Annotated in this window: 15 protein-coding genes; 5 read left to right on the top strand and 10 right to left on the bottom strand. The window is 36.4% G+C overall.

Features of this window, described 5'->3' with window-relative positions:
- Window positions 1–28 precede the first annotated feature (28 nt).
- The gene (locus P9B04_RS06575) at window positions 29–577 is read right to left on the bottom strand and encodes a Uma2 family endonuclease (protein ID WP_342054195.1); all 549 of its coding nucleotides are present in this window, start codon (window positions 575–577) and stop codon (window positions 29–31) included.
- 106 nt (window positions 578–683) lie between these two features.
- Complete coding sequence (locus tag P9B04_RS06580; protein WP_342054196.1) at window positions 684–1,775, bottom strand: metallophosphoesterase family protein; 1,092 nt, start codon at window positions 1,773–1,775, stop codon at window positions 684–686.
- Between the two features lie 60 nt (window positions 1,776–1,835).
- On the opposite strand from P9B04_RS06580, the gene trmB reads away from it, so the two are divergent.
- Together trmB and P9B04_RS06590 are read left to right on the top strand one after the other, a co-directional pair.
- Window positions 1,836–2,477 (top strand): tRNA (guanosine(46)-N7)-methyltransferase TrmB, encoded by a 642-nt coding sequence (gene trmB / locus P9B04_RS06585; protein ID WP_342054197.1) that lies wholly within the window; start codon window positions 1,836–1,838, stop codon window positions 2,475–2,477.
- A gap of 79 nt (window positions 2,478–2,556) precedes the next feature.
- The gene (locus P9B04_RS06590; RefSeq protein WP_342054198.1) at window positions 2,557–4,788 is read left to right on the top strand and encodes a SulP family inorganic anion transporter; all 2,232 of its coding nucleotides are present in this window, start codon (window positions 2,557–2,559) and stop codon (window positions 4,786–4,788) included.
- Window positions 4,789–4,793: 5 nt separating this feature from the next.
- On the opposite strand, the gene P9B04_RS06595 is transcribed toward P9B04_RS06590, so the two are convergent.
- The 4 genes from P9B04_RS06595 to P9B04_RS06610 form a co-directional block, all read right to left on the bottom strand.
- Complete coding sequence (locus P9B04_RS06595) at window positions 4,794–5,171, bottom strand: hypothetical protein (protein WP_342054199.1); 378 nt, start codon at window positions 5,169–5,171, stop codon at window positions 4,794–4,796.
- A 140-nt stretch (window positions 5,172–5,311) separates the two neighbouring features.
- Window positions 5,312–6,349: a CHAD domain-containing protein gene (locus tag P9B04_RS06600; RefSeq protein ID WP_342054200.1), complete on the bottom strand. Its 1,038-nt coding sequence runs from the start codon at window positions 6,347–6,349 to the stop codon at window positions 5,312–5,314.
- Window positions 6,350–6,558: 209 nt separating this feature from the next.
- Window positions 6,559–8,286, bottom strand: coding sequence for a succinate dehydrogenase/fumarate reductase flavoprotein subunit (locus tag P9B04_RS06605; RefSeq protein ID WP_342054201.1), 1,728 nt, complete (start codon window positions 8,284–8,286; stop codon window positions 6,559–6,561).
- 105 nt (window positions 8,287–8,391) lie between these two features.
- Complete coding sequence (locus P9B04_RS06610) at window positions 8,392–9,024, bottom strand: hypothetical protein (protein ID WP_342054202.1); 633 nt, start codon at window positions 9,022–9,024, stop codon at window positions 8,392–8,394.
- A gap of 315 nt (window positions 9,025–9,339) precedes the next feature.
- Between P9B04_RS06610 and P9B04_RS06615 the strand changes: the two genes are divergently transcribed.
- From P9B04_RS06615 to P9B04_RS06625, 3 genes are all read left to right on the top strand, one after another.
- Window positions 9,340–10,926 carry a glucose-6-phosphate isomerase gene (locus tag P9B04_RS06615; RefSeq protein ID WP_342054203.1) on the top strand — a complete coding sequence of 529 codons (1,587 nt, stop codon included), beginning with the start codon at window positions 9,340–9,342 and terminating at the stop codon, window positions 10,924–10,926.
- A 244-nt stretch (window positions 10,927–11,170) separates the two neighbouring features.
- Window positions 11,171–11,446: a hypothetical protein gene (locus P9B04_RS06620; RefSeq protein ID WP_342054204.1), complete on the top strand. Its 276-nt coding sequence runs from the start codon at window positions 11,171–11,173 to the stop codon at window positions 11,444–11,446.
- Between the two features lie 301 nt (window positions 11,447–11,747).
- Window positions 11,748–11,975 (top strand): hypothetical protein, encoded by a 228-nt coding sequence (locus tag P9B04_RS06625; RefSeq protein WP_342054205.1) that lies wholly within the window; start codon window positions 11,748–11,750, stop codon window positions 11,973–11,975.
- 101 nt (window positions 11,976–12,076) lie between these two features.
- Here the strand turns inward: P9B04_RS06625 and P9B04_RS06630 are convergent, their stop codons facing one another.
- The 4 genes from P9B04_RS06630 to P9B04_RS06645 form a co-directional block, all read right to left on the bottom strand.
- Window positions 12,077–12,301, bottom strand: a complete 225-nt coding sequence (locus P9B04_RS06630; protein ID WP_342054206.1) for a hypothetical protein — start codon at window positions 12,299–12,301, stop codon at window positions 12,077–12,079.
- Window positions 12,285–12,560, bottom strand: a complete 276-nt coding sequence (locus P9B04_RS06635) for a BrnT family toxin (protein ID WP_342054207.1) — start codon at window positions 12,558–12,560, stop codon at window positions 12,285–12,287. The genes P9B04_RS06630 and P9B04_RS06635 overlap by 17 nt, the downstream gene beginning before the upstream one ends.
- A 125-nt stretch (window positions 12,561–12,685) precedes the next feature.
- Entirely contained in the window at window positions 12,686–13,054 is a 369-nt protein-coding gene (locus tag P9B04_RS06640; protein WP_342054208.1) for an addiction module antidote protein, read from the bottom strand.
- Window positions 13,047–13,385 (bottom strand): type II toxin-antitoxin system RelE/ParE family toxin, encoded by a 339-nt coding sequence (locus P9B04_RS06645; protein ID WP_342054209.1) that lies wholly within the window; start codon window positions 13,383–13,385, stop codon window positions 13,047–13,049. Before P9B04_RS06645 ends, P9B04_RS06640 begins: the two co-directional genes overlap by 8 nt.
- Between the last annotated feature and the right edge of the window lie 90 nt (window positions 13,386–13,475).

Genomic DNA, 13,475 nt, shown 5'->3' on the forward strand with positions numbered 1-13,475 from the left:
ACAAAATCAAAAATTATCAACTGCAACCTCAGTACAGCAGCAATTTTTCTAGATCAATCTCTATATCAGGGAATGCTTGAGATGCAATTGTTCCTGATTTCAATTCAGTAACTTGTGAGTAACGGTTGTTTTGCAGTTGAGTATGAACAATTAACTTTTTGTTTTTCAAATCAATTACCCAATATTCAGGGATACTATTACGAGCGTAGGTAATCATTTTCTGTTCTAAATCTTTTTGCAGGGTGTTATTGGATACTTCGATCAACCAATATATATCTTGAGGGTAGGGGTGATGATTACGATAGATAGTTTCAGGTAGTCGAACCATAGCGATATCTGGTTCTGGTTCTGAATTATCTAAAGTTATTGGATGAGAATCTCTTACTTGCGCCTGTTCTTTAAACAAATATCTCAGATAATCGCTTACAGATTGATTAGTGTAGCTATGCTCGATTCCTTCTGGACTCATCTCGATGATATCTCCTTCCAAAAGTTCAACTGGTTTACCTTCTAAGATTCCAGTGTCCACCAGTTCGTGCCATTCATTTATGGACCATTTATAAATAATTGAAGCCATGTCTGCTTCCGTACTTACTATTGCCTAATTCTAGCTAATAACTTTGCCATTGCTCAAATGTTGAACTTTGTAGAAAAACTGCACTCAGTTTAAAGTGAAGTTAATGTTATAAATTAAGGGTTACTTTATTATCAATTTTAGCCTCTGTCCCATCGGGTTTAATGGCACCAAATCTACGAAAATAATCACGAATTTGAGGAGGGAAATCAGGGAAATCAAAAACCCCGTCTCCTGCGGCAACATCTGACCAAAAGTATCGTAAATATGGGGCTAGTTTTTCTGCTTCTTGTTGGGATATTTTCAAAGGGGATGCTGTTAACAATTTCACCATAAAAGGAAATGAGCGATCGCCTAACCATTTGCGAGAAATGTCTTCTAAATTTTCCCATCCTGGTACATTTTTGACCCGATGAGAGGTGACATTAAGACTCAATGAACCTTTAATTGGTTGTTGCACTTCGATGATACGATAAGGATGAGGGTAACTTACTAATGAACCGGTTGTAATCTCATAAATTCCTTGATCATAAGCAATGTCCTGCACATGAAGGTGTCCTGTGAAAATTAGTTTACAGTTTACCGACTTCAACATTTTAAGTAACAAGGGAGCATTATTTAACATATACCTTTTCCCTAATTCATGGGTCCTTTGATCCGGCAAATGCTCAATTACATTATGATGAATCATCACTAAAAGTAATTCGTCTTTTATTTGGGGTAATAAATTTTCTAACCAAGTTAATTGTTCATTATCTAAACAACCCAACTGTTTCCCTTCCTCGTTAAACTGATTAGAATTTAGACCAATAATTCTTACTCCTGGTATAATTTCTTGGGTATAATACATTTGCTGATTTTTATAACCGCAATGATCATAATAACTGGGAAATTGGTGCAACCCAATCTTAAGGTTTGTGGGTTCAACACTGGGAACATCGTGATTACCTGGAACGACAAACACAGGAAAAGGTAGCGATCGCAATCTTCTAGCTAACCACTCATGATTGTCTATTTCCCCGTCTTGGGTTAAATCCCCTGGGAAAAGCAAAAAATCTAGGTTAAGCTGTTCTAAGTGCTTTAATACTTTCTCTAAAGCAAGAATACTAACTTCCACTAGATGAAAACGATTAGCATGATTGGGAATGGTTCGGGGAACCGCTATATGGGGATCACTGATAATAGCAAAGCGAAAGTTCATCTCAAAAATTTCTTAACTAAAGCACACTTTTACTGTCAGCATAAATAGGAGAGTTTAATTTTGGCAAGAGTCCGTGTCCGTCAACACGTTAACCCTTTGAGTGCAAAATATAGTCAACCTATAATCTTACCAAAGTGGTATACTGTGTATTCCAGTCCTGATCAACCCCTTCATTTAGACATTGGTTGTGGAAGGGGAAAATTCCTGTTAAACATGGCTCCATTGTACCCTAAAATGAATTTTTTGGGCATAGAAATTAGAGAACCTTTGGTTATTGAAGCTAATCAACAATGCGATCGCTTGCAATTACCTAATGTTAGTTTTCTCTTTTGTAATATTAACCTTTATATTGACACAATATTAACATCTTTACCCCCTAATATTTTAAACTGTGTGACTATTCAATTTCCTGATCCTTGGTTCAAACGTAGTCACCAAAAAAGACGAGTAGTACAACCAGATTTAGTCCAGGCGATCGCTACTCATTTAGTCGAAAATGGTTCAGTTTTTTTACAATCAGATGTTAAAGAAGTTGCTGAAGAAATGGTAGATAATTTTCTTGTTAATTCTAGTTTTCAACAACAACATCAAGAAACTTGGTTCCCAGAAAATCCTTTTCCCATTGCTACGGAAAGAGAAGTTGCAACCCTCAATAAAAATCAACCTGTTTACCGCGTATTATTACAAAAAATTAACCCTTGATGAAATTGAAATTTACTGGAGAAGAAAGATATGGGTTATAATGATCCACCAAAGTTTATAAAATTAATATTTAAAAATTATGTTGCATTCTCGTTATTTTTCAAATGTTTTTACCTTCATTGAAAAAGAATTCCACCCTCTACGTTTTTTTTCTAGTTTTACTGCGAGTTTGATAGGTGCTACTATTTCCATTATTTGGGCTGTTTCTTGCAGTCATTTAATTTTCGCAGATTCTTTATCTCCCTACATTTCTATTGGTATTGGTTTAATTTTAGTTAGTAACATTGTTACAGCATTATTTATTGCTTCAAGAACATCACTGCCTGGCATTATTCCCTCCATTCAAGAACCACCTGTTGCTATTTTAAGTGTTATTGCTAGTACCATTATAGCCCAATCATCTCTTGATAATATAGAGACGACTGTATTGACATTAATTGTAATCATTATTCTGACTGGAATACTCAGTGGAATTGTTTTTTTTACTCTCGGTTTTTTTCGTTTAGGTAATTTAGTTCGCTATGTTCCTTTTCCGGTAATTGGTGGTTTTTTAGCAGGAACAGGTTGGTTATTAGTGGCAACTGTCATTAAGAATTATGCGGGACTTGAAATCAGCTTTAATAACTTAGGAGAATTATTTTCTAGGGATATTTTATTTCTCTGGATACCTGAGTTTATTTTTGCTTTTTTATTAGTAATAATACTCCGTTTCTGGCGACATTTTTTAGTGTTACCATCTATTATGTTTTTGACAGTAATTTGTTTCTATCTATTTTTAGGCGTAACGGGAATTTCTATCGATGAAGCCAGAGAAATGGGATTATTAATGGAACCCATACAGCAAAATATGTCTTTACCCGGTTTGACTTTTGATAGCTTAAAAAACGCTAATTTATCTTTGGTATTTAATTACCTGCCGAATATGTTTTCTATGATTCTTTTAGGAGTTATAGGACTGCTACTAAATATTAGTGGTATTGAGGTAGCATTAGAAAAAGATATTGCCCTTAATCACGAGTTAAAAATAACTGGAATTGCCAATATTCTATCTGGGTTAATGGGAGGAGGTTTAACCAGTTATGTATCATTAAGTCGTTCTGTTCTTAATCATCGTTTAGGTGCTTCTAGTCGTGTTGTGGGTTGGTTATTGAGTGGGTTTTGTGCTTTAGCTTTGTTTGGAGGGATGTCAGTTTTATCTTTGTTACCTGAAGTTTTGATCGGAGGATTGACTTTATTTTTAGGGTTAAATTTTTTAGTAGAATGGCTTTATGACGGCTGGCATAATTTATCAAAAAGCGATTATTTTTTAGTTTTATTAATTGTCATTTCTATCGGCTTTTTAGGATTACTGCAAGGTATTATTGTCGGGCTTATTGTAGCGATGATACTGTTTGTTATTAAATCCAGTCGTCTCAGTATCGTTAAGAATGTTTCCTCTTTGTGTAACTCTTCTTCCCATGTACAACGTTCATTTTTAGAAACCAAAATTATTAAAAAGTATGGAGACAGTGTTTATACTTTAGAATTGCAAGGCTGGTTATTTTTTGGAACCGCTAATCAATTATTTAATACTATTCGTAACCGTTTATCTGATGTTAACCAAGCTTCTATTAAATTCGTCTTGTTAGATTTCCGTGTGGTTAATGGATTAGATTCTTCTGCTTTAATTAACTTTATCAAAATAAAACAATTGCTTAAAAGTTATTCCATTATTTTGATACTCACCAATTTGGCAAAAAAGGATAAAAAAAAGTTACAAAAAAAAGTTGGACTGAAAGACAGTTCTATTCATATTTTTAAAGAAAAAAATATTGGTTTAGCTTGGTGTGAAGAAAAAACCCTCGAAAAATATTATCCTACCTACAAAAGTTGTCAACTACTAGAAGCACAATTGAGGAACTATTTTCCCCCTTCTGTAGATGTTACTAAACTGATTAGTTATCTTAGACCATTTAAATTATCACCAGGAGAGTTATTATTTAGTCAGGGACAATTAAGTTTAGGGATGTATTTTTTAGAATCAGGACAACTTAGTGTTATTAAAGAAATCGCACCCAATAAAACTAAATGTTTACGAACCTATAAAAGTGAAACCATTATTGGTGAAATGGGATTTTATAGTCAGTCCAACCATTCTGCTTCTGTGATCGCTGATGAACATAGTTCTGTCTATTTCTTCTCAAGTCATGCTTTTAAACGCATGGAAATAGAGGAACCAAAACTAGCATCAGCGTTCCACAAATTTATTGTTAAGTTATTAATTGAAAGACTGCAATATCGAGAGCAAGATATGCAAAATCTTCTTTCTTAACACAATTAAAAATCAACCACTGGAAAACGACTAGTAGGACGTTGATAATCCCCCATATTATAGTCTGCATCCTCGTAAGCTTCGTTAAGTCTTCTAACCCTAGTCTCGTACAAATCTAGGTCAAAATTCCGAGAATTTAGGGGAGTAGATTCTTGAGGTTGAGGAAACTCACCACCAACTCCCCAATTCCAATCTTCTATGGTTCTGGGTTCAACCCCTGCTAAATCTTCACTAGATGTGGTTGCTGAAGTGTTAAAATCAGAGGAACGAAGAACCTGAGAAACAGCTTTAGGAGCAAATAAAATGACGCTAACAACAATCAAAATTGAGGGGATAACTTTCATGGCATTCCTGATAATATCATTTTCATCTCCCCATGCCACACCTTACTGTTAAATAAGGAAAAAATTGACAAAAAATTTCCTTGGTAAATATCATAACCTGATTTTTGAGATATTATAAACCGAGAAAATATTAGTTGATAATTATTTAATTTTCGTTACAAGTTGGTAAAGTTTTAGTGTTAATCTGAAACATTTGTAGACACTATTTCCTCTATCCCTTTATCAGATTCTTGTGGACTAGATTGAATAATAGAAGGGTCTAAAATAGTAAGATGAAAGTTTTTACGAATTTCAGAATTAAAGAATTTTTGCTGTAATCCCTCCCATTCTTGCCATTTATGATAACGATTTTCTTGTAATATGTTGGAAAAAGCTGGCATCTTGTTGAGAATATTTTTGTCAAAAATATTGTTGAGAAACTCGCACAAAACAAAGCTATCTTGAATATCACCTAAAATGGTTTGGATATTTTTTATATCTTTGAGATAAGTTTCATAATTTTCGCTATAAAACTGACTGAATAACTCCATATTATAACGGGTTCGTTTGGCTACTTTTCTTAAATCGTGTAAAACTAATTCATTTTTATCTAATAACGACTCTACTTCTTTTTGAGATAGCTGTGCTGAAAAATTACTTCCTTGCGATTCAACTTTAAACCCTACTAACCATCCTGGATACAACATTAATTGACTCACTTCTGGTAAGAGTAGGTCTGCTAAAATAAACTCCATAGAAACTTGAGCAATATCATGATAATGTGGATGGTTTAACCAATGATCAAAAGCTTGTTTTAAATCAGAATAATTTTGACTATTTAAGGTAGACTTTACTTCCTTAAAAACTTTTTTTCGTTGTTTTTCTAAAATAGATAATGCTTGTTTTAACTGTTTCTGATCTTTTTTTGGTAGATGAGGATAATATTGATTTTCTAAACTATCTGTCAAAACATCTAAGTCTCGTAAATTTCCTAAAATTTTGGCAATTTTACCTACTTTTTTGGGTTGTGCATTTTGAGGCAAACTTAAAGCAATACTAAAGCCATTAATAGCACTCCTTAAGCGTCGCATACCCACACGCATTTGATGCAGTTCTTCAGGATCTTTATCTTCCAATACAGCTAATTCATGGGATAAGAATTTATTATAGTGTTTAGCAACCGCTACATAAGCCCAATCTCCAAAGGTTTTTGCTTCGTGTTCTAATTCATATTTCATTGATTATCTCCAACAAGATACAACTATGTAAAAATAAGCTTACCTATATGCTTATCATAATAGATATAACTACTTATATTAACACAAGGTTAAAAATTATTTAAAACTTAGTTTTTAAAATCAAATGATAGGCTTATTTTCACAAAAAAACAAAAATTAAGCCCTCGTAATTGATTACGAGGACTTTGTGTCCAATTGAAGCTAATTCTCTAATATTTTCTTTCTTTTGGCTCAAACATATCAAGCACCACATCCATATACTGAATGTCTAAACCAGCAGGAGAATAATAAGCTAGAGTATGCTTCAAAAAGTTAGGATCATCCCGTTTTGTATAATCTTCTCGGGAATGGGCCCCGCGACTTTCTTTACGGTTCAAAGCAGAAGTTAAAATCATTTCTCCTACTACCATAATATTCCGTAATTCCATCGCTTCGATTAACTCCGTATTCCAACAACTTTCTTTATCATCAAGATAAACGTCCTGGTATCTAGCCTTAAATTGTTGAATTTTGTCTATTCCCTCCTGCATTAATTCTTCAGTACGAAATACTCCACAGTGTTCGGCCATGCTGTCTTGAAACTCTTGACGTAATGACCCAATGCGGATGCTTCCTCCTCTATTTAAGAGACTAGAAATATTCTGTTTTGCTTGTTCTAAATAAATCTCCTCATCGAAGTCCGAAAACTTACGATCTTGGACATAAGAAGCAATATTTTCCCCTGTAATTTTGCCATAAACCACACATTCTAATAAAGAGTTACTACCCAAACGGTTAGCCCCGTGTACCGACACACAAGCGCATTCCCCTGCTGCGAAAAAGCCTTCTGTAAGGCGATCGCCGCTTAACCTAACTCTTCCTTGAGTATTGACTGGTATCCCTCCCATACAATAATGTGCCGTGGGACGTACCGGCATGGGTTCATAAACTGCGTTAACCCCCACTAGACGGTGTGCTTCCTCCCAACAAAAGGGAACCCGACTCATGATCTTTTCTTCCCCCATGTGGCGCAGATCCAGATAAACAAAGGGACCACCCGAACTACCATCGGGATGCACCCCTCGACCGGCGCGTATTTCTAGGGTAATAGCCCGAGAAGTGATATCGCGGGGGGCGAGTTCCATGCGCGAGGGGGCATAATCTTCCATAAACCGCCGTCCTTCGCTGTTAATAAGGTAAGCCCCTTCCCCTCTCACTGCTTCGGAAATTAGCACCCCAACGGGATATAATCCTGTGGGGTGAAACTGTACAAACTCCATGTCTTCTAAAGGTATCCCTGCGATCGCAGACATGGCTAAACCGTCCCCTGTGGAAGCAAAATCGTTGGAAGTTGTGTTAAAGACTCGTCCGTAACCTCCTGTCGCGAACATGACCACTTTACTCTGGATAATTTCCAAGATACCGTCTTCGATATGGTACATGACGATCCCTTTAGCTTCTCCATCTTCATAGATTAATTTCATCACATACCATTCGTCGTAGATTTTTACGCCGTTGGTTCGCAGGTTATTGACCAACTCATGGAGGATCGCGTGACCGGTCTTATCTGCGGCGTAACAGGTACGGTTATGGGTATGACCACCAAAAGCCCTTTGAGCAATTTTCCCATTCTCTAAACGGGAAAATAACACCCCTAAATGTTCGAGATCGACGATTACATCCGGTGCTTGTTGGGTGAGTAAAGCTACTGCATCTTGATCTGCTAAATAGTCCGAACCTTTAACTGTATCGAAGGCGTGAGACTGCCAACTATCTTCGGGATCGACATTTTTGAGGCTGGCTGCGATCCCCCCTTGAGCAGCTACAGAATGGGCCCGAATGGGGTGAGTTTTGGCCACGACGGCTACATCAATATTAGGATTGAGGCGTTTAATTTCTAGGGCAGCGCGAGATCCCGCTAAACCACCGCCCACAATAACTACATCGTGTTGTAACATATCTTACTAACCTAGAGTTTCCTTATTTTTGACTCTAACCTATAGAAAGACAAAGGTTTTCACGAAAATATTAAATTTTTATTAATCTATGAATCTATCGTCTCATTAATTTCTCTTGGTATCGGGGACATTAATATCCCATTGTGTCTCTGCTAATATAACTAAACTGACTACCATAATCCCTGCTGTGGCTAAAAATTGCCAGCCCATGACATAGGGTAAGATGAAAATTCCCAATAAATGTCCTAAACTCACCAACAACAAGGCACGGGAATTTAACCCCAACCCCGTAATAGCGTATCCCAGACTGCACAAACCTAACCAGAGGTGGGACAGGTTGGTAAGAATCATACCCCATCCCAGAAAAATACCGCAGTCAGTCAAAGTGACACCCCCAACCATCAAGACAACCCAAGCGTATAGTATCCAGTTGAGTCGTCGTTGTTTGACCCAAAAGTGGGTCAGAATCATCATAGCTAAAGTTCCGGCTACGGTTAAAATAGACCAGGCGATCGCTTGAGTTACCCAACTGATGGGGGAAAATTGAGCCGTCAAAAAGATGGCTGCGACAATTAAGCCCCAAATGAGACAAACTTGGTCTAAGCAGCTATATAAACCAGAATAAACGGTTTTTCCGGCAATTTTGAGATAAAGACTTACTAAAGACTGATATTCTTGACAATAGAGATCCCTTTGCTTTCGTCTTATTATTGGTTTTGTCTGGTCTAATAAATTCATTTAAAATGGACTGATGCAGATATTAAAGTTCAAATTTAACGCATTTTTAACAAATTTTGCAAGGATATATCTTCTTAACAAATTAACTCCGAACTCAGTTCCTTGTTATAATCTGTTGACAAAAGAATAGACAATAATATTGGTTTGAAGGGAAAAATAAAACAATCTAATTAAGAAAAAAAAGAAGCAAAATATATAATCATTTCTACAAAAAATAACGAAATCTTAACCCCACTTTCCTCGCAAACCTATCTATGATGAATTGGGGGATTGTCGAAAATGTCCCCTGTGTAGAGAACTTGTGCAGTATTTCCTATGGATAAACAACAACTATGGCAGCGTTACCAAGATTGGCTTTACTATCACGAAGGATTGGGTGTTTATGTTGATATTAGCCGGATGCGCTTCGATGACGGCTTAGTAACCCAACTAACCCCTAAATTTGAAAAAGCTTTTGCAGATATGGAAGCCCTGGAAAATGGGGCGATCGCCAACCCAGACGAAGGGCGGATGGTGGGACATTATTGGTTACGGGACCCAGAATTAGCCCCCAATGATGAGGTGAGAAAGGAAATAACCGAACCTTTGGCTAAAATTGCCGAATTTGTCCAGAAAGTCCACGCAGGAACCATTAAACCCCCCACAGCAACCAAGTTTACCCATGTCCTTTCCGTGGGTATTGGTGGATCAGCCTTGGGACCGCAGTTTGTCGCCGAAGCTTTATCCCCCGATCATCCCCCCATGAGTATTTATTTTATCGATAATACCGATCCAGCAGGTATCGATCGCACCTTAGCTAAGATTGGGGATAATCTCAAAAGTACCTTAGTTCTTGTTACCAGTAAGTCTGGAGGAACCCCAGAAACCCGTAACGGGATGCTAGAGATGAAAAACGCCTACGAAAGCAAAGGGTTAGCTTTTGAACCCCACGCGGTGGCTATCACCATGCCAGGCAGTAAAATGGATCAGGTTGCAGTCAGTGATAACTGGTTAGCTAGGTTTCCTATGCAAGACTGGGTTGGTGGCAGAACATCAGAACTGTCAGCCGTGGGTTTATTACCGGCTGCTTTACAGGGAATCAGTATTGATGGAATGTTAGCAGGGGCGAAGGAAATGGACGAAGCAACAAGGGTTAAGGATCTCAAAACCAACCCGGCTGCTTTATTAGCTTTAGCTTGGTATTATTCGGGTAACGGTAAGGGAGAAAAGGATATGGTAGTTCTTCCCTACAAAGATAGTTTGCTGTTGTTTAGTCGCTATTTACAACAGTTAGTGATGGAATCGTTGGGTAAAGAAAATGATCTCGATGGGAATACTGTTTATCAAGGAATTGCCGTTTACGGAAACAAAGGATCGACGGATCAACACGCTTATGTGCAGCAATTAAGGGAAGGGGTTCCTAACTTTTTTGCTACCTTTATCGAAGTCTTAGAAGATGGGAGAGATAGCCTTTTTGAAATCGAACCCGGGGTAACATCAGGAGACTTTTTATCGGGGTTTTTACAAGGAACCAGACAAGCTTTATTTGAGAATAATAGAGATTCGATCACCATTACTATTCCACAAGTTAATCCCCGTCTGGTTGGGGCATTAATTGCTTTGTATGAAAGGACAGTTAGTTTCTATGCTTCTTTGGTTAATATTAATGCTTATCATCAGCCTGGAGTGGAAGCTGGAAAGAAAATGGCTGCCTCTATTTTGGACTTACAAACCAAAGTTCAAGGAGTAATTAAAGAAACCTCTGAGGCTTTAGATATGGCAACTTTAGCCACAAAAGCAGGTTCTCCCGATGAAGTAGAATCGGTTTATAAAATTGTTCGCCATCTCGCTAATAATGGACGCGGTGTAGCTTTAGAAGGAGATTTAACTGACTTAAAAACGTTGAAAGTTTCTGCTAGTTAATTGGTTGGGTGGGCAACGCCCACCTTTGTTAACCTGAGTTTGTTTTTAGTAGTTTGGAGTTAGGATTTCTAGTTATACTTTTTGATAGAATAGGCAATATTAAAGCGGAAATACAGGTTAAAAACTTCATGATTGGAAATCAGAACCTATTAGGTTGATCCTATGCAGATATTGTGGCTCTTAGTTCGATGAGATATAGTTACGTACGCAGCATTAATGGACAATAAAGATCATGAGCCTTAGTATGAAAATTGTGGACGTTTTTCACTTTCAATCAGGTTACACAGTTTTGGTTGGTCCAATAGAAGGGCATGAAGAGTTAATAAGAGGGTGTAATGTAGGGCTTTTCGTTGATGGAAAGTCTTTTCAATTTCTGGAAATTAATGGTGAATTACTATCAGATGCTAAACATCCTGAAGGTTATCGAGCCATTACAACAAAGCAGCATCTAGATTTGACTTCTAACTTTGTTAAGCAACATTTTTGCCAGTTAAAGGGAATCTATGAGAAAAAAGAGTAACCCAAAAAAGATGAAACGCGCTAATATTGATAGAAAACTCTTGCACATCTCAAACTAGATTTTGTAGGGTGCATTAATAAAGTGTAATGCACCTTATTATTGAAGAATTATAAAGGTAAATATTGAACAGAATTAACTAATTCCTCTTCGTTACAACTTTGTTAAATAATGAGAAATATAAAATGAAAGCACAACTCTATGATCAAATTATTACTTTAGTTGAGATTCAAACTAATTCTGCTCAAGAATCTATAAAATAAAATGTTATAATCAAAGTTGTTTCGTCTATCAGGAATAAACAATGGAGAAACTTAATCTGAACATAGAAGTTGAATCTGAAGTGGCAAACCTCTATAAAGCAATGGATTCAAACCAACAAAAAAAGATTGATTTATTGTTGGGAATATGGTTAAAAGAAGCTATCACTAATCAAAATTACTTAGAAGATATCATGGAAAAATGTAGTCAAGAAGCACAAGCAAATGGGTTGACTCCTGAAATTTTAGAATCTCTTTTACAAGAAAGCTAATGAAGAAGATTGTTATTGATACAAATATCATTATTAGTGCAATTTTATTCAATAACTCACCCTACTTTAATAACAATTATCGAATATAATTAATTATCTATTTAACTTAATTGTTGACGATTAGTGATTTCCATTAATAATCTTAATGCTTTATTCACTGCTTCATCATTAGGGAATGCTTGAGCAACATCAGGTTCTAATAATACTAAATTCGTTCCTTGTCGATACTCTTGAACATATTTTCCTCTGACTCCTCCTTGCATTTGATCAAAATCATATTCGTCCCGTAAATCATCTGTTAATTCCTGATTAAAATCCTGACTCATAAAATTTTCTCTCCTTTTTTGTGGCTAACCTTACACTAATAATTCTAATTCGTTTGTCTCTATCTATGTGGGAAATAACCAATAAACGATTATCTTTAGATATTCCTATAGTAAGATAACGCATTTCCCCAAAAGAATGATCAGGATCGGGAAAAGTAACCGATAAATCATCATTAAAAACTGTTACACTTTCTTTAAAAGAAACTCCATGTTTATTTAGGTTAATTTCTGCTTTTCTAGGATTCCATTCAAACTGCATACACTAAACTTAACCATATTTATTTAAGGTGAGTTTGGATTATTTAAAATGAAATAGTGGGTTACAACGGATTATAATTTTCTGGTTTTATCTTAAATTATAGCCGTCTAACCCACCCGACATTATTAATATTGTGTTTGTTTTTCTTTCTCCTGAGACACTCTAATTGTTCCCTGTTTATTGTTTTTTACTTCTGAATAATCCTGATTATTAGGAGTAATCGTTATGTGATAGCCAAGACTTTCAAGGATGTGGTAAATACCGATAAATTCTGGATTTGCGTTAGATGAAAGGGTTTTATAAAGACTTTCTCGACTACGATTAATTTCTTTAGCTAGTTGGCTCATACCTTTCTGAGCATCAATTACATCCTTAAGGGCTAAGAAAAAAACATCCTTGCCTTCGCATAAGGCTGCGTTGAGATAAGCTCCTGCTTCAATTGGATCTTGAAGGGATTTGAGTAAATCATCTCGATAACTTCTACTTCTAGCCATCAATTCTCCTCCTGTAATCTTGCCAATAAATTTTTGCTTGAGAAATATCCTGTTTTTGTGTTTTCTTATCACCCCCAAAAAGTAAAATAATAATAGTTTGCCCGTCTTGTCCAAAGTAGATACGATAGCCTGAACCATAAGAAATTCTCAACTCATAAACACCATCACCAACAGACTTCCAATCTCCTAATAGTCCAAGACGAATGCGGTTAATTCTGGCACGAATGATAGCGCGAGCCTTGAGGTCTTTTAACCTGGATAACCAATCATTAAAAGGGACATAACCTTCTTCAGTTTCATAAGTGCGAACATCTCTCTCAAAGGATTCCATAAACTATATTGTAGCCCGCAGGATACAATAATCAAAGATTTGGTATCTTCTCAAAAAGCCAGGGGTCACTCGCTGCGAAAACTTAGGCCA

It is taken from the genome of Crocosphaera sp. Alani8, assembly GCF_038442745.1.
Taxonomy (GTDB): Bacteria; Cyanobacteriota; Cyanobacteriia; order Cyanobacteriales; family Microcystaceae; genus Crocosphaera.